Genomic DNA, 23,062 nt, shown 5'->3' with positions numbered 1-23,062 from the left:
CAGCACCGCACGGTGCGCGACGCAGGAAAATTAACCTTCACATGACTCAGTTGCCTCAGTTTTCACGAGAACTGCTTCACCCGCGCTATTGGCTGACCTGGCTGGGTGTCGCTTCTCTTTATCTTTTGGTGCTACTTCCTTATCCCCTGCTTTATGTTCTCGGCTGTAATATTGGCCGCATTGGGATGCGTTTTATGAAACACCGCGTCAGTATTTCCCGGCGTAATCTGGAATTAAGTTTTCCGGATATGCCGGTAAATGAACGCGAAGCGATGGTTAAACACAATTTCGAATCGGTCGGCATGGGATTAATTGAGACCGGTATGGCGTGGTTCTGGCCTGACTGGCGCATCAATAAATGGCATACGCCTTCAGGGCTGGAGCATATTCAGCAGGCGCGCGATAGCCAGCGCGGCGTGCTGCTTATCGGCATGCACTTTCTGACGCTGGAGATTGGTGCACGCATGTTTGGTATCCATAACCCTGGCATTGGCGTCTATCGCCCGAATGACAACAAACTGATCGACTGGCTTCAGGTCAAAGGTCGGATGCGGTCGAATAAAAGCATGCTCGATCGTAAAGATCTCAAAGGAATGATCCGCGCACTGAAACAGGGTGACATTATCTGGTATGCGCCCGACCACGATTATGGCCCGCGCAGCAGCGTCTTTGTCCCCTTCTTTGGCGTGGAAAAAGCAGCCACAACGGTGGGCACTCATCTGCTGATCCGCACCGGTAAACCGGCTGTCATCCCTTTCGTACCGCGTCGTCTGCCTGGGGGTCGTGGCTATGAACTGATGATACTGCCTGACATCAGCGGCGAATTTACGCTGGAAAGTGATGTCGCAACCGCAACCAGAATGAATCAGGTTGTTGAAGAGGGTGTGCTGCTGGCACCTGAACAGTATATGTGGCTCCACCGCCGCTTTAAAACGCGCCCCGAGGGCGAACCCTCCCGTTATTAATCTGTTCGCGCTAAATGTCTGTCAGGCATTTAGCGCGTTTTACTCCCCTCTTAAATAAATCACTCATGGCTGACTCAGCCTGTAAGCGAAACCGCAGGTCCAGTAATTAATAAACACCTATATTCATAATATAATTTCTCTCTTTTTAAAGTTAAAAAAGCTAATCAATTAACAGGACGGCAGGCGGCATTCAGCCTGTTTCGCTATTTATTAATTAATATTGCAGCGAGTGCTATTAAATCTGTTATGGCGCTGATTATTCTGCACGCCAGGCCTAATCCTATTTAGCTGGTCTTAACGGTGTCTCACCGCTTATGAATCGATAAAAATTAACTTATTTTACAAGCGATTGCCTTGCTGATTTAGCTTATATTCCATTTTACATTTTTTTAACACCCCGATAGACCATTATGGAATTTGAACTCATTAATGCTTATCGGTAGTTTCGTTTGTAACAGTCAGGCCTTTAAGGGCTCTGGCCAGAATTATAAAAAAGACAACACAGCAAACCTCTAATGGGACAGTTAATATGAACAAAGGTCTCTACTATTACGTTACAATCGGTACCGATCAGGAAAATTATCACTTTCTTCATCGTAAAGGGTGCAAGCGTATGCCTGATAAAGAAGAGGTCATATTTATCGGCACGTTATATAATTTGAGTCAGGCCCTCTCCATCGCCAGAATTAATTTTAAGAAAGTTAAGCCATGTATAAAATGTTGTATCCGCTACTCAGCCCCCGTGATTCATGAGTCCGTTCAACCTGTTTTGCATTTCCCGCAAAAGATGATCTGACCCTGACTGGCGGGAAATGGCTTATTTCCCGCCAGTTGCACCGGCCTGACCTTTCCCTCCTTCAGATTTCGTCTATCCTTCACTGAAATCAAATAAATCCATAGTCAAAGACCCGTGAAGGAGAAGAGCGATGAGCATGTACAGTACCTTAGAGGAAGCCATCGATGCTGCACGTGAAGAGTTCCTCGCTAACCACCCGGAGCTCGAGGAAGGGGATGCATCAATCAGCCAGTTTGGTCTGCAAAAGTATGTGATGCAGGATGGCGATATCATGTGGCAGGCTGAATTCATGGCAGAAGAAGGTGAAGCAGGCGAATGTCTGCCTTATCGTAGCGGTGAAGCGGCACAGGCCATTTTTGATGCAGATTTTGACGAAGTTGAACTACGTCAGGAGTGGTTAGCAGAAAATACCCTGCACGAGTGGGATGACGGCGAGTTCCAGCTGGAGCCGCCGCTGGACACCGAAGAGGGTGAAGCCGCCGCGCAAGAGTGGGAAGATGATAACAGCGATTCCGATCGCAGTTACTCGTAAGGACCGTGGCTGGCATCCACCGGTAACAACAGGGTATCAACCACCAGCGACAGCGGCAGGTCGAGGATCGTCAGGACCCGCCATCCGCTGTCGCGAACATCCCACTGTACGCCGGGATAGTACTGATTACCGTGCCCCTGCCCGGGAATGGTACGGCTGATAATACTGCCGCATCCGCTTAAGCAGAGCACAGCCGCGACGATAACAGCCGCCTTTAAGCACCCTTTCACCACACATATCCGCCATGAAGAAACAGCCATTGAGATCGTCACGCGCTGCTCGCGGTGACTGCCAGCAATAAATTTATCAGCCAATCGCTGTTTTAATCCGATAAAAAAAGCGGCATCGCTGCCGCTTTTTCAGATTACGCGTTGTTTGCCAGCGCGTTGGGGTTGAGCGTGAGTTTCTGATAACTCTCAACCCACTGATGATACTTGTCCGCATCTTCCCACAGTCGGGTATGAACACGGGCCAGCACCACCGGATCGCTGATCAACTGCAGACGCTGTTCGCGGCCCAGTTTATCCGGCGCATCGCTCAGCGCCTGATCAACCCGACGGTCACGCGCATAGTCCAGTAACTGACTCTGCTTGTGGCGCGATGTGGCCAGTGCCGTTGCCAGCGCGTTGAAGGCAGGATGGAATAAGGCATGCATAAAGCCATTTTCCAGCGCGCGCTCACGGTTCAGTACCACATAGCGATCGGTATCCACCAGCTCCTGCGGCGGTGAGTACTCTTCCGGGATCAGGAACAGCTTCGCTTTCTTGCTCTTAATGCCCAGCGTTGCGCGGCTCGACATGACCGAGACAAACGGCGACAGAATCAGTGAGAAGACGATCGGTGCCAGCCACCACAGGAAGTTAAGATCCAGCAGTCCCATACCAATCGCCCACACCAGACCCAATGCCATCTGCGAACCGTGACGTTTAAACGCCTCGCTCCACGGTGTCGCATCGTCATCACGCTGCGGTGAGTTCCACACCACTTCCCAGCCGAGGAAGGCGCTGACCACAAACACCGTATGGAACAGCATACGCACCGGTGCCAGCAGCACCGAGAACAGCGTTTCCAGCACCAGTGAAGCCAGCAGCCGCAGAGGTCCGCCGTAGGCCTTCGATCCTTTAAACCAGATCAACACGACACTCAGCATTTTCGGCAGGAACAGCAGCACCATGGTGGTTGAGAACAGCGCTATTGCCAGTTCCGGACGCCACTGAGGCCAGACCGGGAAGAGCTGCCGCGGTTGCAGGAAGTAGGTCGGTTCCATCAGCGTATGCACTACCTGCAGGGCAGTGGAGAGCGCCAGGAACATAAACCACAGCGGAGCCGAGAGGTAGGACATCACACCCGTCAGGAACACCGCACGGTGAACCGGGTGCATCCCTTTCACCAGGAACAGGCGGAAGTTCATCAGGTTGCCGTGACACCAGCGGCGGTCACGTTTCAGCTCATCCAGCAGGTTCGGTGGCAGTTCTTCATAGGATCCCGGCAGGTCATAGGCAATCCAGACGCCCCAACCGGCACGACGCATCAGCGCAGCTTCTACGAAGTCATGCGACATGATTGAACCCGCAAAGGAGCCCTCTCCCGGTAACGGTGCCAGGGCACAGTGCTCAATAAAGGGTTTCACGCGGATAATGGCGTTGTGACCCCAGTAGTGAGACTCACCCAGCTGCCAGAAGTGCAGACCGGCGGTAAACAACGGACCGTAGACGCGGGTCGCAAACTGCTGACAGCGCGCATAAAGCGTATCCATACCCGATGCTTTCGGCGACGACTGGATGATCCCGGCATTCGGGTTGGCATCCATCATGCGTACCAGACCGGTGAGACACTCTCCGCTCATGACGCTATCGGCATCCAGCACCACCATGTAGCTGTAGTTGCTGCCCCAGCGACGGCAGAAGTCATCGATGTTTCCGCTTTTACGCTTCACGCGACGACGACGACGGCGATAGAAAATCTTGCCTGCCCCGCCAACATCCCGCACCAGTTCCATCCAGGCTTTCTGTTCGGCAATCGCGATATCCGCATCGTAACTGTCGCTGAGGATGTAGACGTCGAAGTGTTCAGCGTTACCGGTACGAACCACCGACTCCCAGGTCGCACGCAGACCGGCGTAAACACGCTCAACGTCTTCATTACAGATCGGCATAATCAGCGCGGTACGATGTTCCGGGTTAAGCGGTTCATCTCCGACCGTTGAGTAAGAGATACTGTATTTATCACGTCCAATCAGCAGCTGCAGGAAGCCCATCAACGCCGTCCAGAAACCGGCAGAGACCCAGCAGAAAAGTATGGCGAACAGGAACAGGATGCCGGTCTGCAACAAATAAGGCAGGATCTGCATCACTGACTGCTGCCAGTTCTGATTGATCATCTCCATCGGATCCAGAAGCGTCCAGCCCTGATACGGCAGAATACTCTTCATGTACCAGGTGGCGACCACGGTCTGGAAAATGGTCAGGATCAGCAGAATGTAGCGGCGAATTGAACCGACATGACGCCACTTCTCCTCGGCACGCCGCTCTTCGGCATTGCTATAACGCGGCACCGATTTGTGTCCACGCAGTGAGTCCCAGGCACGGGCGACCGGGTTGGTACGCCAGGCTTCCGGGAACATCAGTGAGCGTTTGACCTTCGGCATCGCCTTTAGCGTGGTGCGGTCGAGGTAATCTTTACCCAACTGCTGACCTTCGGCCAGCGAATCGGGCCAGGCCATTTCAACCCGCGATGAGACCGATTTTAACGGCGCATCGTCGGGACGGTCACTGGCTGCGACATCCCTGCCCAGCACATCATGGATGAAGTGGAACTCGCTGGCATTCTGCAATGAGACGCTCAGGCGGGCCTTCCCTGCCGCATCCAGCGGCAGAGATTCCACATAACGTTGAGGTGTAAAAGTCGATTTATTCATTGGCAGGTAACTGATAGCTCCAGGTTTCCGTCAATGTCTTGTCGCCGCTAACCAAGGCCGCACGCATTTCGGTGGACTGTTTGGCATCTTTCACACGCAGACGCAACACCAGACGCCAGCCTTTGGTGACCGGGTTATAACGTACGCTCTGCTCAACCACATCAGCATTTTTACCCACGCTGACCTGCGGTGCCACCTGACTGTTTTCCGCCATCTTGCTCATGTCTTTACCCACGAAGTCGATGGTGAAAGCCACGGTGCCATCCGGCTGACGCACCAGATTAGACTGCTTCACGTCACCCGCTGAACGCAGGGTATTTTTGACCCAGGCGGTATCATCGGAGTGCAGCTGGTTTTCGTCGCGCGAGAAGTGCAGACGATATTTGAAGTTCATCTCTTTGCCAGGCTCTGGCAGCGTCTCCGGCGTCCAGAACGCAACGATGTTGTCGTTGGTTTCATCTGCCGTCGGGATTTCAACCAGTTCAACCCGGCCTTTACCCCAGTCGCCTATTGGCTCAACCCAGCCGCTTGGACGAAGATCATAGCGGTCATCAAGATCCTGATAGTTGTTAAAGTCACGCCCACGCTGCAGCAGACCAAACCCTTTCGGATTCTCGATGGTGAAGGTGCTCACTGCCAGATGACGCGGGTTGTTCAGCGGACGCCAAATCCACTCCCCGTTGCCATTGTGGATAGAGAGACCGTCAGAGTCGTGCAGTGCCGGACGGAAGTTGTTCACCGTCGATGGCTGGTTCTGACCAAACAGGAACATACTGGTCAGCGGTGCAACACCCAGTTTGCCGACGTTATCACGCAGGTAAACTTTTGACTGCACATCAACCGTTGAAGCGTCACCCGGATGCAGCACAAAGCGATACGCACCCGCCGCACGCGGCGAATCGAGCAGTGCGTAGATCACCAGCTGTTTGTCCTGTGGTTTAGGACGCTGAATCCAGAACTCTTTAAAGCGCGGGAACTCTTCACCGGACGGCAGCGCCGTATCGATGGCAAGTCCACGCGCCGACAGGCCATAAACCTGACCGGCACCGATGACACGGAAATAGCTCGCGCCCAGGAAGCTGGCGATCTCATCGTTTTTACCCTTGTTGTTGAGTGGGTAAAGTACTTTGAAACCGGCAAAACCGAGGTTTTTTACCGCATCCGCGTCATGTTTTACATTACCGAAATTAAAATAATCGGGGTTGTATTTAATCTCGCGCACCGCGCTGGCGGTCACTTCGTTGATCTGCACCGGGGTATCGAAATACATTCCCTGATGATAAAACTCCAGCTTGAACGGCGTGCGCAGTTTGCCCCAATACGCTTTATCGTGGTTAAACTGGATCTGCTGATAATCAGCAAATTTCATTTCACGAAATTGAGAGGGTAAATTGCTTTTAGGCGCTTCGAAGCTTTTCCCTGCCAACGCTTTGGCTTGTTTGGCAACATCGTCGATGTTAAACGCCCAACTGTTATTGGCGTACAACGCCAGCAGAACTGCAGTACCAATCCAGCGTACCTTCATCAGTCCGGCTTTATTTTTTTCTTTAGTCAGCACATCCCCCCCTTTCGTGTGCTTAAATCAAACCCGTTTATCTTAAAGGATTATTCGGTTTTCCGACAGCTTATGCGCAACATTGTTCCCGCATTTCGTCAGGCTTAACCCTGCTTTTAGGACAATTAGACACTACGGATTCCACTGATAGTATACCTGGTTTATCCCAGGTAGAATTTTCACAGAGCATAATCCGGTTTCAGGGTGAAACCGGTTAAACGTACTAACGAACTGGAACTTTATGAGTACTGTAAAACCTGAACGTGAATACTTCCTCGACTCCATCCGCGCGTATCTGATGTTACTGGGGGTGCCGTTTCACGTTTCCCTCATCTACTCTGCGCAGAAATGGGCAGTAAACAGTCATGAAGCGTCGTTATGGCTGACGCTGCTGAATGATTTTATTCATGCGTTTCGTATGCAGGTGTTTTTCGTCATTTCGGGCTATTTCTCCTACATGCTGTATCTGCGCTATCAGCCACGTCGCTTCCTGAAGGTGCGTCTGGAACGGGTAGGTATCCCAATGCTGACCGCCATTCCGCTGCTGACGCTGCCGCAATTTTTTATGCTGAAAGAGTGGACGGATAAGCTGGCTGACTGGCCCCGTTTCACGCCCTATCAGAAGTTTAATAACCTGATGTGGGAGCTGATTTCACACCTGTGGTTCCTGGTGGTGCTGGTGATGCTGACCACGCTGGGGATGGTGACCTTCCGCTGGCTGCGCGATCAGCATCGCACCATTGATTATTCGCGGGTTGGCTGGGGATCGCTGACGGCGGGCGTACTGGCGTGGGCGCTGCTCTGGTGCGTGTTCCGGCGTCTGGTGTTTATTTTCCAGCCTGCGTGGCTGATGGATGGTTTGTTTAGCATCATTGTGATGCAGACACTCTTCTATCTGCCGTTCTTTATGCTGGGAGCGCTGGCGTGGAAACATCCCCCGCTGAAGCAGCTGTTTGTCCGCTTCAATCTGGTGATGTGGGTCGGTGCGCTGCTGATGTTTGCGGCCTATTGCGCCAACCAGCGACTGAGCAGCGGTGAGGGCTGGTTGTATGAGCTGGATGCGATTATCTCGACGCTGATGGGCATTTGCATGCTGAACGTCTGCTTCTGCTTTGGTCATAAGCTGCTGAATTCACATTCGCCGCGCATTATGTATCTGGTCAATGCGTCACTGTTTATCTATCTGGTGCACCATCCGCTGACGCTACTGTATGGCATTTACGTGACGCCACGGATTGAAAATAACACGCTGGGCTTCTTCGTTGGCCTGCTGATGGTGTTTGGCATCGCGTTTCTGCTGTATGAGATTCACCTGCGCATCCCGCTGCTGCGGTTCCTGTTCTCGGGGAAATTTGAGCGTAAACAAGCACAATGACAGGCGATCAGTGACCTCGGGCCATAAGTGAGGTCAGGCTATAAATGATGTGTCTCACAGACAGCTTAAGAGTTTAAAGCGATGGGAGCATACGCCAGTAGCAAAGCATAGCGGGCCAGGGACAAAAACGCCGGGAGCGTTTTTGAACAAAGCAACGCGTTGGCCCGGCAACGGGCGCACCTCAGGGATGAGGTGCGTAATCGCCCGCGCTGAGCCCGCCAGGGATGGCGGGTTTTGCGTCTTTACGGAGGGCGCATGCTTCCTGAGCCAGCGCCTGTACCCAGGCAAGGTCCAGCTTACAGCAGCCACTCAATCGGCAGTCGCCACACCAGGCGTACCTGCAGGCGCTGCCACCAGGAGCAGCCTGGCTCGTGTTTATGCACAATCTGCTCCGGCTCACCCGGATACTCCAGCCAGTTTACCCTGCCCCAATTATCCAGCCGCAGCGTCCATGCCCGATCGCGCATTGACTGGCTGAAACGCTGATGCGTCTCTCCGGCGAGCGCCGCACTCTCAATCACCAGTCCCATTTCCGTATTCAGCACCGCTGAACGGGGATCGAAGTTAAACGAGCCGATAAACAGCGTCTGTTGATCCACTGAGAAGGTTTTGGCATGCAGGCTGGAGCCGGAGTTACCGGTTAATCCCCGGTCGTGCGGGGCATCAGGCACTCCCGCCTGCGGTTTCAGCTCATAGAGCGCAATACCATGACGCAGCAGTTTTTTGCGCCACTTAGCGTAGCCGGCATGGACAATCGACACATCGTTAGCCGCCAGCGAATTGGTCAGAATGGCAATTTTTACCCCTTTGCGCTTCAGCGACAGCAGCTGAGCGACCCCTGCGCGGGTCGGCACGAAATAGGCCGAGATGATGTCGAACTGCTTTTGCGGCGTGCCTATCACCTCCAGCATTCGCTGCGGCAGCAGGCTTCTGGCACGCGCTTTGCCCAGCCCTTTACGCGGATCATCGCTCAGCAGGCGCGCTTTTGCCCAGGTCAGAGCCAGCGTGCCCTCTTCCAGCTCCTGTAGCAGCGAAGAATTTTCCAGCCGCTGAAGATAGCGCTGCACCGGTTCACTGTGACGCCACTCTGCTGGCAGACTCACACTGTCCTCTTCCGGCTCCTCTTCATCCAGCACCTGCTGCAGCGGAGAGACCGGCTTGCTGCGCCAGTAGCGCTCAAAATCCTCTGCGACTTCTTTAACCACCGGGCCTATTGCCATGACGTCGAGATCGGCAAACAGCGGTTCATTGCCAGTGCCGAAATATTCGTCGCCGATATTGCGCCCACCGACCACGGTCGTGACGCCATCCACCGTAAAGCTTTTGTTGTGCATGCGGCGGTTCAGACGGGCAAAGTCGGTGAGATAACCCAGCGCGCGCAGGGTGCGAAACGAGAACGGATTAAACAGCCGCACCTCGATGTTGGGATGGCGGTTGAGCTGGGCCAGCGTGTCGTCCAGGCCCGGCGTATTATTGTCATCCAGCAGCAGCCGCACTTTCACCCCGCGTCGGGCAGCTTCCAGCACGGCACTGAACAGCAACCGGCCAGAGAGATCGTTTTGCCAGATGTAATACTGGATATCGAGTGAACGCTCCGCTTTTTGCATCAGCAGATAGCGGGCAGCAAAGGCATCCAGCCCGTCGCTCAGCTGATGGACGCCGCTCAGCCCCGGATGGCGCAGACACTCTGGCTCCAGCTGTGTTTCCAGCCAGCTGGACCGTTCCAATGGCTGGGAGAGCTCAAACGCTTCGGTCATGACATTTCCCTGTAAAATGCAGTTATTTTTATTATTCCCCGGTCCGACCTCTGATGCTATTCCTCTGTTCTGAGTTAGTGAGGGGTCACGGGCGTTTTTTAGTCTAGACTTAACCGGACGATCTGTGACCGGCATTATCCCGGCAGGAGAGGAATATGTCTCATCAATCCCTTACAGATGCCCGCCAGCGCTATCATCCCAGCCTGTTTCGCAGCTTTTTCCAGGGCAGTTTCCCCTGTTCCACAGCCTGCCGTACACCCGGGAAACGGCTGGATATGGTGATCAGCAGCGGACACGATATGCTGCTGGAAAAAGATTATGCCGCCCTGGCTGAGCAGCATCTGCTCACCGCCCGCGACGGTGCGCGCTGGCATCTGATCGAAAAGATCCCTGGCCAGTATGACTGGCAGAGCTTTCTGCCGATGGTCGACGCCGCGCGACGTCAGCAGATGGAGATCATCTGGGAGCTGGCTCATTTCGGTTATCCCGATCATCTTAATATCTGGAAAGCCGAATTTGTTGACCATTTTAGTCGTTTCGCTCGCGCGATGGCACAACTGATGCGCGATCAGGGCATCGAACGCCCCTTCTTTACACCGGTTAATCAAATCTCATTCTGGTCATGGGCTGGGGCGGATGTGGCCTGGTTTAATCCTCATGCTGCGCAGCGCGGTAAAGAGCTGAAGCGCCAGCTGGTTCGCGCCTCGCTGGCGGCGATACATGCCATTCGCGAGGTCTATCCGGAGGCGCGCTTTGTGCTGACTGACCCGCTGGTGCAGATCGCTCATCATCCCGATAATCCGGACAGCAAACCCTATGCCGATGCGCAGCATCAGGCGCAGTTCGAAGCCTGGGACATGCTGGCCGGTCGCGTCGATAAGGAGCTAGGCGGCAGTGAAGATTGCCTGGATATCCTCGGCCTGAACTACTATCCCGATAACCACTGGTTTTTCCCCGACCAGCCGATGTCGCTGGAGGATCCGGAGCGTGTGCCGCTGCATATCCTGCTGGCGCAGTGCTGGCAGCGCTACCAGCGTCCGATGCTGATTGCCGAAACCGGCGCTGAGGGTGAAGCGCGCGCCCCCTGGCTGCAGGAGATCAGTGAAAACGTGGCGCTGGCGCTGGATCAGGGCATTGCGGTGGAGGGGATTTCGCTCTATCCGGTAGTGGAGTATCCCGCCTGGGCCGATGACCGGCGTTCCCCTGGCCCGCTGCTGGGATTAGCCGATCCCAATGGCAACCGTAATCTGCATGAGCCGCTGGCGCTGGTATTGCGCAGTCAGCAGATTAAGTTTGCGACACGAAATCAGACGTGCTGAGAAGGTGGCTTTTTAGGGTAACAGGAGCGAACGTCGAGAGAGGGATCGGCAGGATGACGTACGTCGGTCAGCCAGACCATGGTAAACAGGAAGGTCACCCCGATCAGGCAGGCCGCCAGCAAACCGATAATTGCGATTAATTTGTCATCTCCGGAGTCCATCGCCTTCTCCTTATTCAATCCGTTGAATCCCTGTGCGTGTCAGCTCATCCAGAGCGTAATCATCAGGACAAAGATTATAAGCGTTACCGAGGTCACCGCAAGCACCACTATCGCAAAGTGCGCATCGTCAAGTGACTGGCGAATTGGCTCATCGTGATCGTCGGGTGGCAAGGGTAAAGACATAACTATCCTGTGAAAAACATGGGCCGCCGGGAGTGATGCGGTGAGTGACAGTGTAGATGAAAGGCTGATTATCGTCCGGTTCTTTCGTCCGAAAAATAAACTGGCCCGTGCCAGCGCGGCACGGGCCTGAGATCAGACGCCGCCCCAGCGTTTGAAGATCAATGAAGTGTTAATGCCACCAAAGGCAAAGTTGTTGCTCTGGATATAGTCGGTTTCAATCTCACGCGGCTCACCCATGATGTAATCCAGCTGGCCGCCATCTGCTGCCGGTTGCGTCAGGTTCAGGGTTGGCGCAAACCACCCTTCCCGCATCATCTCAATGCTCATCCAGGCTTCCAGCGCCCCACAGGCACCCAGCGTATGGCCAAAATAGGACTTCAGCGAAGAGATCGGCGTCGTTTCGCCAAACACCGCCGCCGTCGCCAGACTTTCGGCCATATCACCCCGTTCAGTGGCGGTGCCGTGCGCATTCACATAACCAACGTCTGCGGCCGTGATACCGGCGCTTTGCAACGCCCGCTCGATGCAGATCTGCATGGTTTCCCGCTGCGGCTGAGTAATATGGGCGGCATCGCAGTTGGTATGGAAACCGGTGAGCTCTGCGTAGATCGTTGCACCGCGTGCCAGGGCATGTTCCAGCGACTCAAGGATCAGCGTGCCCGCCCCTTCGCCAATCACCAGACCATCGCGCTGCTGATCAAAGGGTGCAGGCGTGGTGTGCGGCGCGTCATTACGCTGGCTGGTGGCAAACAGGGTGTCAAACACCGCGGCTTCCGACGGACAGAGCTCTTCTGCGCCGCCAGCCACCATCACCGTCTGATACCCGTGACGAATCGCTTCCCAGGCATAGCCAATCGCCTGGCTGCCAGAGGTACAGGCGCTGGAGGTCGGGATCACCCGGCCGCGCAGGCCGAAAAAGAGTCCGGCATTGACGGCCGTGGTATGCGGCATCATCTGCACATAGGTGGTGCCGGTGATATTGTTGGTGTGCTTTTCGGTCAGCATGGTGGCGAACTCGCTGACCGGCCCGGTGCTGCCGGTGGAAGAACCGTAGGCGATACCCGTTTCTCCGCTGGTCAGCACCGGATGGTCAATCAGGCCCGCCTGGGTCAGCGCCAGCTCGGTCGCGCGCGTTGCCAGCAGCGAAACGCGGCCCATGGCGCGGATACGCTTGCGGGTGTAGTGCGCCGGCAGCACAAAGTCATCCACCGGTGCGCCGAGCAGCGTATGCAGCCCGTCGTAGATCTGCCACTCCGGCATAAAGCGCACCGCATTGCGGCCCGCACGGATCCGTGCCGAAACTTCAGCCCAGGACTCACCAAAGGCGGTTACGCCACCCATACCGGTTACGACTACCCGCTGGATCACAGCATGCCTCCGTTAATAGAAATGACCTGACGCGTCACGTAGCCTGCGATATCGGACATCAGATAGCTCGCCAGTCCGGCGACCTCTTCAGCCGCGCCCATGCGCTTCATCGGCACGATCTTCATCGCTTCCTCAATCACCTGAGGTTCCAGCCCCTCCATACCGGTATCAATCAGGCCTGGCGCGATGCAGTTAACGGTGATTTTGCGTTTCGCCAGCTCAATCGCCAGCGCCTTAGTGGCACCAATAATGCCCGCTTTCGCCGCGCTGTAGTTCACCTGACCGCGATTACCCATTATCCCCGACACCGACGAAAGCGTAATAATGCGGCCGCCGCGCCGCAGACCGATCATCGGCATCACGCAGGGCTGGATCACATTGTAAAAACTGTCGAGATTGGTGTGGATGACGCTGTCCCACTCCTGATCCGTCAGGGCAGGAAACGCCGCATCGCGGGTGATACCGGCGTTGCTCACCACACCATAATAGGCGCCATGTTGCTCAATATCCGCCTCCAGCGCAGCGCGGGTTGCTGCCCGATCGGTCACATCAAATCCCAGCACACGGCCGCTGCCGCCTGCGGTTTCGATCTGCTGCAGGCACTGCTCAGCGCCTGCGCGGTCACGGTTGAAATGGACGATAACCTGATAGCCATCCTGGGCGAGACGCAACGCAATCGCGCGGCCAATCCCTTTACTGGCGCCCGTCACTAATACCGAATCTGTCATGGCTGATTTCCTTTGACATCAATTGCTGTAATTCTGCTTCATTGGGTTGATACGTATTCAGACGACCGCTGGCAAGCCGCTGGGTGCCGTAATGAATGTCACCCTCAAAGCTGCCCATGCGGTCATCGCGCATCAGCAGCGTCATTCTGATATCCAGCGTAACACTGGCGGGAAAGAGGGATCGCTCTGCCCGCCAGCCGCGTCCGCCCAGCAGCATGCCGAGCGGGATAAGGGTGGCGCCGCCCTGCTTTGCATGCCAGCCCGACCAGACGCCCACGGTTTGCGCCATCATCTCGACGCCAAACCAGGCGGGCAGTTCACCCTGAGGCGTCAGAAACGGTGTCAGTACGCCACCGGCGCAGGTCGACACCTGACAGTGAACCTGCTCATCATCCACGGCGATCAGCTGATCAAGCAGCAGCATCGGCGCAGCGTGCGGCAGCCAGCGTGCCGCGGGAGAATTAATAACCATGTTGGCGTCCCAGAATCAGACAGGTGTTGTTGCCGCCAAAGGCGAAGGAGTTAGAGGCGATGACCGGCCGTTGCAGCGCCTGCGGCTGTAATAACAATCCGCAATCCGGCAGCGTCTCATCCGGCGCCATCTCACTGAAATCCTGCGCGGGCAGCGGCAGATTGTTTTGCAGGATCAGCGCACTGAGAGCGGCTTCACACACTCCCGCCGCGCCGAGCGTATGGCCGGTCAGATGTTTGGTCGAGCTGCACGGCACCGCATTGCCAAACAGGCGCTGAATCACGGCGGCTTCCATCTGGTCGTTAAGCGGCGTCGCGGTGCCGTGCAGATTGATATAACCCACCTGCTCTGGCAACAAATTCGCCTGTTGCAGCGCCATACGCATCGCCCGTTCAGCGCCCTCGCCCTGCGGATGGGGAGCGGACATGTGCCAGGCGTCAGACGATTCGCCAGCTCCCAGTAGCGCCAGCGGCTGCGGTTCCCGCGTCAGCAGCATCAGTGCGGCCCCTTCGCCAATCGAGATACCGTCGCGATCGCGGCTGAAAGGGGCGCAGCGACGTTCAGAGAGCGACTCCAGGCTGTCGAATCCGTTGATGGGCATCCGGCTCAGCGAGTCCGCACCGCCCACCAGCGCCACATCCACCAGCCCCGCCGCGATCAGCCGCTCACCACTGATAATGGCGCGGGCGCTGGAGGAGCAGGCGGTTGAAATGGTATAGGCCGGGCCATCCAGACGCAGATAGTGAGCCAGGAAACGGGAGGGATCGCCCAGCTCCTGCATCTGATAGTGATAACCGGACTGACTGCCGCCAATCTGCTGATCGCCCTCATCCACGCCCGAGGTGCTGGTTCCCAGCACAACTGCCACTCTGCTGGCACCATAGTGCGCAATCGCCGCGTCGAGCGCCGGACGGATTTGCGCCAGCGCGGCCAGCAGCAGCTGGTTATTACGGGTGTTGTGCACGCTCAGGGCAGCAGGAATCGATGGCAAATCGCCTTCAACCCTGCCAAGCCAGCAGGCGCGGTCACCGCTCAGCCAGCCATGACGCAACTGCATGCCGGGTGCCTCACCCCTGGTAAGGCTGGCCGCAATCTGCTGAGTGTTGTTCCCCAGGGCATTCAGCATGCCGATGGCAGAGATGTAAATCATGAGCCGTCCAGATGTTGAATGCGGATCTGATAGCCAAACGCATGCTGCTGAATGCTGATGGGCTGGCGCTGATTACCGCGTTGCAGATAGTCGATTTCGGTAACCAGCTGGTTATCGGCATCGATCAGCCGTCGCTTTAACCCCTGATCCTGCAACGTCCAGCCTGGCGGCAGCTGTTTTTGCCACAGCTCCCGTGGCCAGTAGCTGAGCATAATATCCGCCAGCACCTGACTGGCAGGCGGCATCTGCGGCAGCGGCATCAGCTGCTGGGTGTGAATACCGCTGGCATCGTAGCGCAGGCTGAACAGGCGAATACCCACCGAGGAGAGTCCGGCCAGATCAATTTGCTGTTCATCGGCGCTGAGCAGCACCAGCAGTGACTGACTCTGGCCTTTCACCTGTCCGGTCAGCAACTGCTGCTGCTGGAAGGCGGGACGGATGCCCGGCGGTGGCAGCGTCACCTTCACGCCCGGTTTCAGCCAGGCGGTGGGACGACTGCTGTCGGGTGCAGGTCCGGCACAGGCGCTGAGCAGCAGAGCCGTCAGCAGAATAAGAGCGGCGCGGATCATCGTTTACTCCTTGATCGGGTGGGTCGCATCGCCAGCGGCGACAGCAGGAAAGCGCTGAAGATGCCGCTGCATAACACTGTGCCAAAACTGGCAATCGCGCTGGTGCTGCTGAATACCAGCATACCCAGCGTCAGTAAGGTGGTAATCATCGCCAGCGACACTGCCAGCAACGAGGTCAGCGGCGTACCCTGCGGGTTGCTGAAAAAGAGCGTGTAGTTAATGCCGATGCCCAGCACCAGAATCAGTGCCAGCAGCGCAAACAGGTTCAGCGACGCGCCGATCCAGCCCAGCGTTGCCAGCGCCATCGCCAGCGACAGCACTGACGGCAGCGCGCTGCGTAAGCCCGCCTTTAACCCCAGTCGCAGGACAAAACTCAGGGTGATCAGCAGCAGCGCCAGCGCCAGTAACCCGCTCAGCAGGGTGCGCCAGAAGCTGAACAGCGAATCGTAACCTGATTTGCGGTCAATCCAGCTGACGCCCGGACGCTGTTTGGTCAGCTCCGCGAGTGCAGCGCTGTTTTTTACACCGCTGGTGGGGATCAAAACACCGCTGCGCCCGTCTGGCAGCGTCAGCCACAGCAGTCGCCAGCCTTCACTCAGCGGACTCGACAGCCACGCCTCTGGCGTTACCGGCATCGGGGTCAGATCCGGTGCCGGCAGCGTGATACCCGCCTGCTGCAGGCGGGCCGTAATATCCGGTACTGCCTGTTTCAACAGCTGAAGATCCCGCTGTTGCTGCGCCAGCGACGTCAGCGGCAGCAGACGATAGTGCTGCAGCCAGCCCTGCTGCTGCGCCTGGTGCAGATCCGGTGCCAGTTTTTCCAGCCGCTGCAGCGTCTGCTGCGCGTCATCGCCCCAGACCACAAACCAGGTCTGATCGGCGCGCTGTCCGGTCAGGGTTGCCAGCTGGCGATCCTGCTCCAGCAGATGCGCAGGCGCACTTTGCAGATGGGCGATGTCATCATCCACCTTTAACTGGGCGATACCGGCCAGCGCGAAGATCGCCATCGCCATCGGTAATCCGACGCGCAGCCCGCGCTGGCGACGCCAGGCGGCAAGCCAGCGCGCCAGAGGCACCATCAGCGGCACCGGACGCACCGGTAATCCGCGTACCAGCCACGGATAGATCAGAATCACCGTCAGACAGGAGGCCGTTAATCCGCTGGCGGCAAACACCGCCAGCTGCCGCAGCCCCGGGAACGGTGCCAGCAGCATCAGCAGCCAGGCGATGGCGGTGGTCGCCAGCGCCAGCAGCAGCGTGCCGCGGACTTTTCGCAGGCTCTGCCACGGCGTCTGCTGATCGCCGTGCACCATGCGCTCGGTGAGATAATAGAGCGTGTAATCCGCAGAGATGCCGACAATACTCAGGCTCATCACCAGCGTCATCAGATGCAGTTCACCGAAGCAAAGCAGCGTCATCACCGTGCCCGCCATCGCGCCGATGGCCACAGACGTGACCGTCAGCAACAGCGGGCGCAGTGAGCGAAAGACCAGCAGCACCAGCAGGACGACGCCACCCAGCGTCACACTGCCCAGCGTTTTAACGTCATGCTGCGCACGCTGGCTGGCGTTGTCGCTGAACAGCACCGTGCCACGCGTCAGCAGTTTCGCCTGCGGCCAGCGGCTTTTAAGCTGTTGCTCCAGCGCGCTAAGTCGGGTAACCAGCGCATGACTTTGCTGCATACTGAAGGCGTTGTTCGCCAGTTCGCCATGCAGAAAATACCACTGCTGACCCTGTGCATCTTTTACTGTCAGCCAGCCATCATGCAGCGTCATGCGCCCGGCGTTTTGTGCCAGCGCCAGCTGCGAACCCCGCACCAGCATCAGGGGATCGCCCTGCAACTCTTTGCTGCTGACGCCAGAGAAGGCCGAAAAGAGCTGCGCCAGCAGCCAGTCAGCCTGCGCCTCGCCGCCGTTCTGCAAGCGGTCGCGCGTCACCTCATCGATCAGGCCGTTACGGTGTTGCCAGGCAAAGCGGCCCCACTGCTGCTGCTGTTGCCCGTCGAGATCACCCTGCACCTGTTTCAGGTCAGGCAGCGCGCGCAGCTGGGCCAGCCACCAGGCGGCGACCTGGGGATCGTCCTGCTCACCGGGTGAAACCAGCCACACCAGCTGGCGATCCAGCCGCTGCATAAAGCCCTGCTGCAGCGCAGGCGGTGCCGCCCCCAGATTCTGCTGCGGCAGCAGCGCCAGCACGCTGCTGTTGAGCTGACTGCGCGGCAGCAAAAAAGAGAGCGCAGCCGCCAGCAGCAGACAGAGGGCCAGCCACAGGAGGGCCAGCAGCCGATCGTTACGGCCCGGCAAAACGCGCCTGCTCCTCGTCGCTTAACTGCGGCGGTTCAATTCGGGTGTTGCTGAGCTCTATTTGCGTTTTATCGCCCTGCTTATCATCCAGGTTGATGCTGTCCAGGTAGGCGCTGCCCGCCAGCGAGATACGGTTGAAGATTTTGTTGAGCGGCGCCGCTTTGGGCGTCAGCTCCAGCGTCCAGGCTCCGTTGCCGCGATCGCTGAAGGCCACGCTGAAGTTCTCGTTCAGCACTTTCTGGTCGGCCTGGAACAGCGCCCGCAAGAGATGGTTGAACTGAAACATCTGCGGGTTGCTGTCGGCGGTGATCACCTGAGGCTTCTGGCCGCTAAGGCTCTGCACCATGCGTTTATCATCCAGCAGCAGCGTCATCACAAAGGGTGTCTGCTGATGCCACCATAAGCCCTGCTCGCGAGCGATCAGCATCTGCCCGTGCGAGACCAGCGGCTGACGCATGCCGGAAATGGTGCGCGTCTGGATAAAGTCTGCCCGAATCACAGGCTGGCTGGCAAAACGCTGCTGCAGCTGATCCAGCGTGACCGCGCTGGCGGCACTGGCCCACAGCAGCAGGCTGGTAAGCACAATTTTCAGCATCCTTTCACTCCTAAACGTTCCAGTAAAATATCGGGTGAAACAAAGCACAACGCCTGACTCTCCTGCTCCACCGCCACCTGCAGAGTATGCGCTTTGGTGGTGATCTGGCCGGCAGCATTTCGCACTTCATAGTCGATGCGCAGACGGTTCTCATATTCCGTAATCCGGGCGCTGACGCGGATCGTCTCTTCGCAGCGCAGTGGCTGGCGGTATTTGACCCGGGTATCGACCACCGGCCAGACGTAGCCGCTGGCGGCCATCTCGGCATAGCTGTAGTTAATGCTGCGCAGCAGGGCTTCACGCGCCACTTCGAAAAAGCGGAAATAGTTGCCGTGCCAGACCACGCCCATAGGATCGCAGTCGTGGAATGAGACGGTCAGCACGACTTCAGCATGATGTTCAGTCATGGTCAGACTCCTTGTGGTGCGCCTGTTGATCAGGCAGCGTCCAGAAATCGAAAAAGTTAAACCAGTCGAGCGGCGCCAGCAGTGCGTAATGGGCCAGCCGCGCTGCGTAACGATCGACCGCCTGTTGCAGTGCCTGCTGACGTTGCGCACGCGGCAGCAGCAGCGGATCGGCGAAGGGCTCACAGTGAATACGCAGTTTACCCTGTTGCTGCAGGGCGAACATCAGCAGCACCGGACAGCGCAACGCGGCCGCCAGTACAAACGGCCCCTGTGGAAAGGGCGCGGCGCGGCCCAGAAAGTCGCTCCAGATCACCCGCCGCTCGCCGCCGCGCTGCGGATTGACCGCGGTGCGATCCCCGACAATCGCCACCCATTCGCCCGCATCCAGCTTCTGTTGCAGCAGGATAGCGGTCTCCGGCCCGATATCGCTCACCGGCATCAGATTCACCCCCGCCTGCGGGGCGACGGTTTCCAGCACCGCCCGAAAACGCCGGGCGTTGTCGGTAAACACCAGCGCATTAATCACCAGCCCGCTGACCTGCTGCGCCATCGCGCGACAGGCTTCAATGTCACCAAGATGGGAAGCGAGAATCAGCTTGCCCTGCGGCGTGGGTGTGCGGATCACCGCTTCTGCGCCTGGCGCAAAATCGATATCACGTCCCCAGCGCAGATCGCCGCGCCAGCTGGCCACTTTATCCAGCATTGCCCCGGCGAACCGCAGGAAATGGCGGTAGCTGTTAAGCCGTGGCGGTAACGCAATCTGCTGCTGCTGCGCGGCGGTAGCGACCTGCGCCAGCCACTGCCGGGAAGCGCGTCGCGCGCGCTGACCGCTCAGCCAATAGACCGCCACTACCGGCCAGAGTAGCAGCGTAAAGGGCAGCCGCCCGCCGTAGCGATAGACCGCCAGCATAAAACGTAATCCCCACTGTCCGCGCCGCTCCGTTTCCGCAGACCAGTGCGTCGGCGGTTTACGCATCGCCAGCAGACGAGGAATGCGCGGCAGCATGCCGAAAAACAGCCGGGTGTGCATCCAGGAGATGCGCAGGTTGTCGTAGAGCGCATCGAAGTGTGACAGCCCGCTGGCCGGATAGGTGACGCGGGTCGGGATAAAGCGACTGCGGGTTCCCTGCCAGTAGAGCCGCACCATGATCTCGGTGTCAAAATCCATGCGCTGACCGATGGCCCGGCGATCGCACAGCGCCAGCGTCGCGGCCAGGGGATAGACGCGGAAGCCGCACATGCTGTCGCGGATCGACAGCGACAGCGTTTCAATCCAGACCCAGAAGTGGGTGATGTAGCGACCATAAAGGCGTGATTTGGGGATCGAGTCGTCATAGAGCGGCTGACCGGAGATCAGCGCGTCGGGATAACGCTCCGCTTCCGCCAGCATCAGCGGCAGATCTTCCGCCTGATGCTGGCCGTCCGCGTCAAGCTGCACCGCATGGGTGAAGCCGCGTGCCGCCGCGGCCCGCAGTCCGTGGATCACCGCCGCGCCTTTACCCTGATTGCTGTCGAGTCGCAGCAGGCTGAGCTGCGGGGCGTGCAGCGTCGCCAGCTGAAGCTGAGTGGCCGCATCGCTGCCATCATCCACCACGATTACCGGCAGATTAAAGGGTGCCAGCCGTGCCAGCACTGACGCCATCATCGCGCCGTGGTTGTAGCAGGGGATCACCACGCAGGGTGAAAACGGGGCGCTTAACACAGCGCGATCTTCCCGCTGCTGGCGATCTGCTCGCCGTCGTTCTTCAGCAGGCTGTAACGGAAACTCAGGCGGGATTTTTCAGCGTCCCAGTCCAGATGCAGTTGCAATAGCGAGTCGGGTAATACCGGCTGCTGAAATTTAATGTTATCAACGGCGGCAAACTGTTTACCGGGCGCAAGCAGTGATACGCCGTAGTGCATCACCCAGTCGAGCTGAGCCACACCCGGCAGAATGGGCAGATGCGGAAAGTGGCCCTGAAACCAGAAGAGTCCGGCATCTATCTGCAGGATCAGCGTGACGCTGTCAGCCCGCAGCTCCCGGCTGCGTTCAATCGGCAACATGAAAAAGTTCCTCTATTTGCGGCCAGGCGCGTTTGCTTTGGGTGGTCACCGGAATAGTGGCCACAATCCGCCAGTAGCGTGGCATCGCCAGCGGTTCCAGCCAACGCTGCAGCTGGCGTTTCCACTGCTGCCTGCGCTGATGCAGAGCCGCCTCATCCAGTGCGCTGTTCAGCGCCAGCACGACGCCAATCGCCTGACGCTCATGACGCGTGACCACCAGCGCTACGGCATCCTCTATTTCCGGCAGGTCGGTCAGACGGCGCTCTATCTCGCTTAATGAGATGCGCTTGTCACCGATTTTTACGATGCGATCGTGGCGGCCTGCAAGCTGAAATCCGCCGTCCGGCTGCATAGTCAGTCGATCGTCGAGCTGCAGCCCGCTGTCACCGGCAATCAGCGGCGACCAGACCTGCCAGCGATCGGGCGTCACCTGCTCCAGCCTGACCTGCGGGAAGCGGCGCCACGGCGCCTCCGCCTGAACGCACTGACGCCAGGCCAGAATGCCGGTTTCGGTGCTGCCGTAGATTTCACTGACCTGACAGCCAAACCGCTGCCAGACCTTCTCCGCATCAGAGTCGCGCAGTGCGCCACCGGCAGAGACAATCAGTTCACAGGCGGGCGCTTTCAGCGTGCTGTCCAGCCGCGATAAAAAGGCCGGGCTGCTGATAAAGGCATAGCGAACGTCGCGCGGAAGCTGGGCCAGTTGTTCGCCGTAAAACAGCGGCTGGGCGGCAAACGGCAGCCTGAGCGTCATCGGCAGGAAAAGTCGAAACGATAAACCGTAGAGATGCTGATGGCTGACCGAGGCGATGACCCGGCACCCACGCAACGGTTCGCCCCACAGGCTGCTGAGCCAGCGACTCTCCTGCTCCATCACCGCCAGCGACTTCACTACCTGACGCGGTGCACCGGTGGATCCCGAGGTGAAGAGCACCAGTTCTGCACTCTCCGGCAGCGGCGGCAGCGGCCCCTGCGCTTCTGCGTCGTCCCACGCCAGCAGCGGCAGGCTGACCGCCAGCGGCATGTCGCACAGCACGCCATCCAGCCGATCCTGCCTCTCATCCAGCAGCGCGGCGCGGCAGTGACCCGGCATCACCGGCGTTTTGCCGGCATACCAGCATGCCAGCAGCGCCACACAAAAACGATAACTGTCATCAAAACAGAGCGCCCAGTAGCTGCCCGGTTGTGCTGCCAAGCGCTGGCGGAGCGCCACGACCTGACGATGCATCGCGCTGAGCATCAAACGTTGGTCGCCGCGCCAGGCGACCTCGCGATCGTCTCCCGTCAGCCAGTCGGCCACTCTCATGCTTTTCGCCTCACGCGCTGACGTACCAGCCATTCAGCGCTCATCAGCACTGCGATTAGCAGATAACTTATGCCGCCATTCCACAGCGTCCAGAGCCGCAGATCGCCCAGCAAACAGGTATAGATCGCCATGCTGCCGTTGCCGATAAAAAACAGGCACCAGATTTGGGTGACGCGGCGGGTATAGCGCACTGCCGCAGGGGGAAGCACGGGCTCACGCAGCCGGGCGATGCGTTCCACCAGCGGCATCGCACTCCAGAGTGAGGCGCCAAACACCAGCAGCATCGCCAGATTGACCGCCACCGGATACCACAGCAGCAGATGCTGAGTGCGTAATAGCTGGCTGCTGACACAGAGCAGTGCACCGAGCAGCGCCAGCCAGCCCATGACCGCGCCCATGGCGTTTTGCTGACGACGCAGCTGCAGCCAGCGCAGGCCAAACAGCAGTGCCAGCAGCCAGAAAAGCCCCTGCCAGCGCGGCTGGGTCAGCGCCAGCCAGACCAGCAGTGGCCAGGCCAGTAGCGTAAGCAGATTCAGCAGGCGAAGCGTAGCAGCAGGCACG

Annotated in this window: 22 protein-coding genes; 4 read left to right on the top strand and 18 right to left on the bottom strand. The window is 57.9% G+C overall.

What is annotated here, in order from left to right:
* Positions 1-41: 41 nt before the first annotated feature.
* Both ACMGGP_RS06135 and ACMGGP_RS06130 read left to right on the top strand, forming a co-directional pair.
* Complete coding sequence (locus tag ACMGGP_RS06135) at positions 42-965, top strand: Kdo(2)-lipid IV(A) acyltransferase (protein WP_010246409.1); 924 nt, start codon at positions 42-44, stop codon at positions 963-965.
* Between the two features lie 926 nt (positions 966-1,891).
* On the top strand, positions 1,892-2,293 hold the full coding sequence (locus ACMGGP_RS06130; RefSeq protein WP_010246413.1) for a MysB family protein: 402 nt from the start codon (positions 1,892-1,894) through the stop codon (positions 2,291-2,293).
* Here ACMGGP_RS06130 and ACMGGP_RS06125 read toward each other — a convergent pair.
* From ACMGGP_RS06125 to ACMGGP_RS06115, 3 genes are all read right to left on the bottom strand, one after another.
* Positions 2,284-2,523, bottom strand: a complete 240-nt coding sequence (locus tag ACMGGP_RS06125; protein ID WP_033767370.1) for a YceK/YidQ family lipoprotein — start codon at positions 2,521-2,523, stop codon at positions 2,284-2,286. The two genes, ACMGGP_RS06130 and ACMGGP_RS06125, sit on opposite strands and share 10 nt — an antisense overlap.
* A gap of 134 nt (positions 2,524-2,657) precedes the next feature.
* Positions 2,658-5,210, bottom strand: a complete 2,553-nt coding sequence (mdoH, locus tag ACMGGP_RS06120; protein WP_010669828.1) for a glucans biosynthesis glucosyltransferase MdoH — start codon at positions 5,208-5,210, stop codon at positions 2,658-2,660.
* Complete coding sequence (locus ACMGGP_RS06115; RefSeq protein ID WP_170933489.1) at positions 5,203-6,738, bottom strand: glucan biosynthesis protein G; 1,536 nt, start codon at positions 6,736-6,738, stop codon at positions 5,203-5,205. The genes mdoH and ACMGGP_RS06115 overlap by 8 nt, the downstream gene beginning before the upstream one ends.
* A 268-nt stretch (positions 6,739-7,006) precedes the next feature.
* Between ACMGGP_RS06115 and mdoC the strand changes: the two genes are divergently transcribed.
* Complete coding sequence (gene mdoC, locus ACMGGP_RS06110) at positions 7,007-8,140, top strand: glucans biosynthesis protein MdoC (RefSeq protein WP_010246421.1); 1,134 nt, start codon at positions 7,007-7,009, stop codon at positions 8,138-8,140.
* Positions 8,141-8,436: 296 nt separating this feature from the next.
* Here the strand turns inward: mdoC and ACMGGP_RS06105 are convergent, their stop codons facing one another.
* Entirely contained in the window at positions 8,437-9,897 is a 1,461-nt protein-coding gene (locus ACMGGP_RS06105) for a phospholipase D family protein (RefSeq protein ID WP_498798270.1), read from the bottom strand.
* A 155-nt stretch (positions 9,898-10,052) separates the two neighbouring features.
* Here ACMGGP_RS06105 and ACMGGP_RS06100 point away from each other — a divergent pair, with 155 nt between their 5' ends.
* The gene (locus ACMGGP_RS06100; RefSeq protein WP_010246425.1) at positions 10,053-11,216 is read left to right on the top strand and encodes a glycoside hydrolase family 1 protein; all 1,164 of its coding nucleotides are present in this window, start codon (positions 10,053-10,055) and stop codon (positions 11,214-11,216) included.
* Here the strand turns inward: ACMGGP_RS06100 and ACMGGP_RS06095 are convergent.
* The 14 genes from ACMGGP_RS06095 to ACMGGP_RS06030 all read right to left on the bottom strand — a co-directional run bounded on the left by ACMGGP_RS06095 (position 11,204) and on the right by ACMGGP_RS06030 (position 23,061).
* On the bottom strand, positions 11,204-11,377 hold the full coding sequence (locus tag ACMGGP_RS06095) for a hypothetical protein (RefSeq protein WP_010246427.1): 174 nt from the start codon (positions 11,375-11,377) through the stop codon (positions 11,204-11,206). The two genes, ACMGGP_RS06100 and ACMGGP_RS06095, sit on opposite strands and share 13 nt — an antisense overlap.
* A gap of 39 nt (positions 11,378-11,416) precedes the next feature.
* Positions 11,417-11,560 (bottom strand): hypothetical protein, encoded by a 144-nt coding sequence (locus ACMGGP_RS06090; protein ID WP_010246429.1) that lies wholly within the window; start codon positions 11,558-11,560, stop codon positions 11,417-11,419.
* A gap of 132 nt (positions 11,561-11,692) precedes the next feature.
* Positions 11,693-12,928 (bottom strand): beta-ketoacyl-ACP synthase, encoded by a 1,236-nt coding sequence (locus ACMGGP_RS06085; RefSeq protein ID WP_187499923.1) that lies wholly within the window; start codon positions 12,926-12,928, stop codon positions 11,693-11,695.
* The gene (locus ACMGGP_RS06080; protein ID WP_498798269.1) at positions 12,925-13,656 is read right to left on the bottom strand and encodes a 3-ketoacyl-ACP reductase FabG2; all 732 of its coding nucleotides are present in this window, start codon (positions 13,654-13,656) and stop codon (positions 12,925-12,927) included. The genes ACMGGP_RS06085 and ACMGGP_RS06080 overlap by 4 nt, the downstream gene beginning before the upstream one ends.
* Complete coding sequence (locus ACMGGP_RS06075) at positions 13,622-14,128, bottom strand: hotdog family protein (protein ID WP_498798268.1); 507 nt, start codon at positions 14,126-14,128, stop codon at positions 13,622-13,624. Before ACMGGP_RS06075 ends, ACMGGP_RS06080 begins: the two co-directional genes overlap by 35 nt.
* On the bottom strand, positions 14,118-15,278 hold the full coding sequence (locus ACMGGP_RS06070; protein ID WP_266093624.1) for a beta-ketoacyl-[acyl-carrier-protein] synthase family protein: 1,161 nt from the start codon (positions 15,276-15,278) through the stop codon (positions 14,118-14,120). The genes ACMGGP_RS06075 and ACMGGP_RS06070 overlap by 11 nt, the downstream gene beginning before the upstream one ends.
* On the bottom strand, positions 15,275-15,847 hold the full coding sequence (locus ACMGGP_RS06065; RefSeq protein WP_031593666.1) for a DUF3261 domain-containing protein: 573 nt from the start codon (positions 15,845-15,847) through the stop codon (positions 15,275-15,277). The genes ACMGGP_RS06070 and ACMGGP_RS06065 overlap by 4 nt, the downstream gene beginning before the upstream one ends.
* On the bottom strand, positions 15,844-18,150 hold the full coding sequence (locus ACMGGP_RS06060; protein ID WP_062757372.1) for an MMPL family transporter: 2,307 nt from the start codon (positions 18,148-18,150) through the stop codon (positions 15,844-15,846). Before ACMGGP_RS06060 ends, ACMGGP_RS06065 begins: the two co-directional genes overlap by 4 nt.
* Positions 18,137-18,745, bottom strand: coding sequence for a LolA family protein (locus tag ACMGGP_RS06055; protein ID WP_010246442.1), 609 nt, complete (start codon positions 18,743-18,745; stop codon positions 18,137-18,139). The genes ACMGGP_RS06060 and ACMGGP_RS06055 overlap by 14 nt, the downstream gene beginning before the upstream one ends.
* Positions 18,739-19,152: an acyl-CoA thioesterase gene (locus tag ACMGGP_RS06050; RefSeq protein ID WP_031594668.1), complete on the bottom strand. Its 414-nt coding sequence runs from the start codon at positions 19,150-19,152 to the stop codon at positions 18,739-18,741. The genes ACMGGP_RS06055 and ACMGGP_RS06050 overlap by 7 nt, the downstream gene beginning before the upstream one ends.
* Positions 19,145-20,854, bottom strand: a complete 1,710-nt coding sequence (locus tag ACMGGP_RS06045; protein ID WP_495921308.1) for a glycosyltransferase — start codon at positions 20,852-20,854, stop codon at positions 19,145-19,147. Before ACMGGP_RS06045 ends, ACMGGP_RS06050 begins: the two co-directional genes overlap by 8 nt.
* The gene (locus tag ACMGGP_RS06040; RefSeq protein ID WP_010669819.1) at positions 20,848-21,195 is read right to left on the bottom strand and encodes a 3-hydroxyacyl-ACP dehydratase FabZ family protein; all 348 of its coding nucleotides are present in this window, start codon (positions 21,193-21,195) and stop codon (positions 20,848-20,850) included. Before ACMGGP_RS06040 ends, ACMGGP_RS06045 begins: the two co-directional genes overlap by 7 nt.
* Positions 21,182-22,534: an AMP-binding protein gene (locus tag ACMGGP_RS06035; protein WP_498798267.1), complete on the bottom strand. Its 1,353-nt coding sequence runs from the start codon at positions 22,532-22,534 to the stop codon at positions 21,182-21,184. The genes ACMGGP_RS06040 and ACMGGP_RS06035 overlap by 14 nt, the downstream gene beginning before the upstream one ends.
* Positions 22,498-23,061, bottom strand: a complete 564-nt coding sequence (locus ACMGGP_RS06030; protein WP_033779443.1) for a COG4648 family protein — start codon at positions 23,059-23,061, stop codon at positions 22,498-22,500. The genes ACMGGP_RS06035 and ACMGGP_RS06030 overlap by 37 nt, the downstream gene beginning before the upstream one ends.
* Position 23,062: the final 1 nt, after the last annotated feature.

It is taken from the genome of Curtobacterium sp. BNK-1 (assembly GCF_048685235.1).
Classification (GTDB): Bacteria; Pseudomonadota; Gammaproteobacteria; order Enterobacterales; family Enterobacteriaceae; genus Pantoea; species Pantoea agglomerans.
The sequence above is the reverse complement of the archived record's forward strand: the minus strand, read 5'-3'. Positions and strand labels throughout refer to the sequence as shown.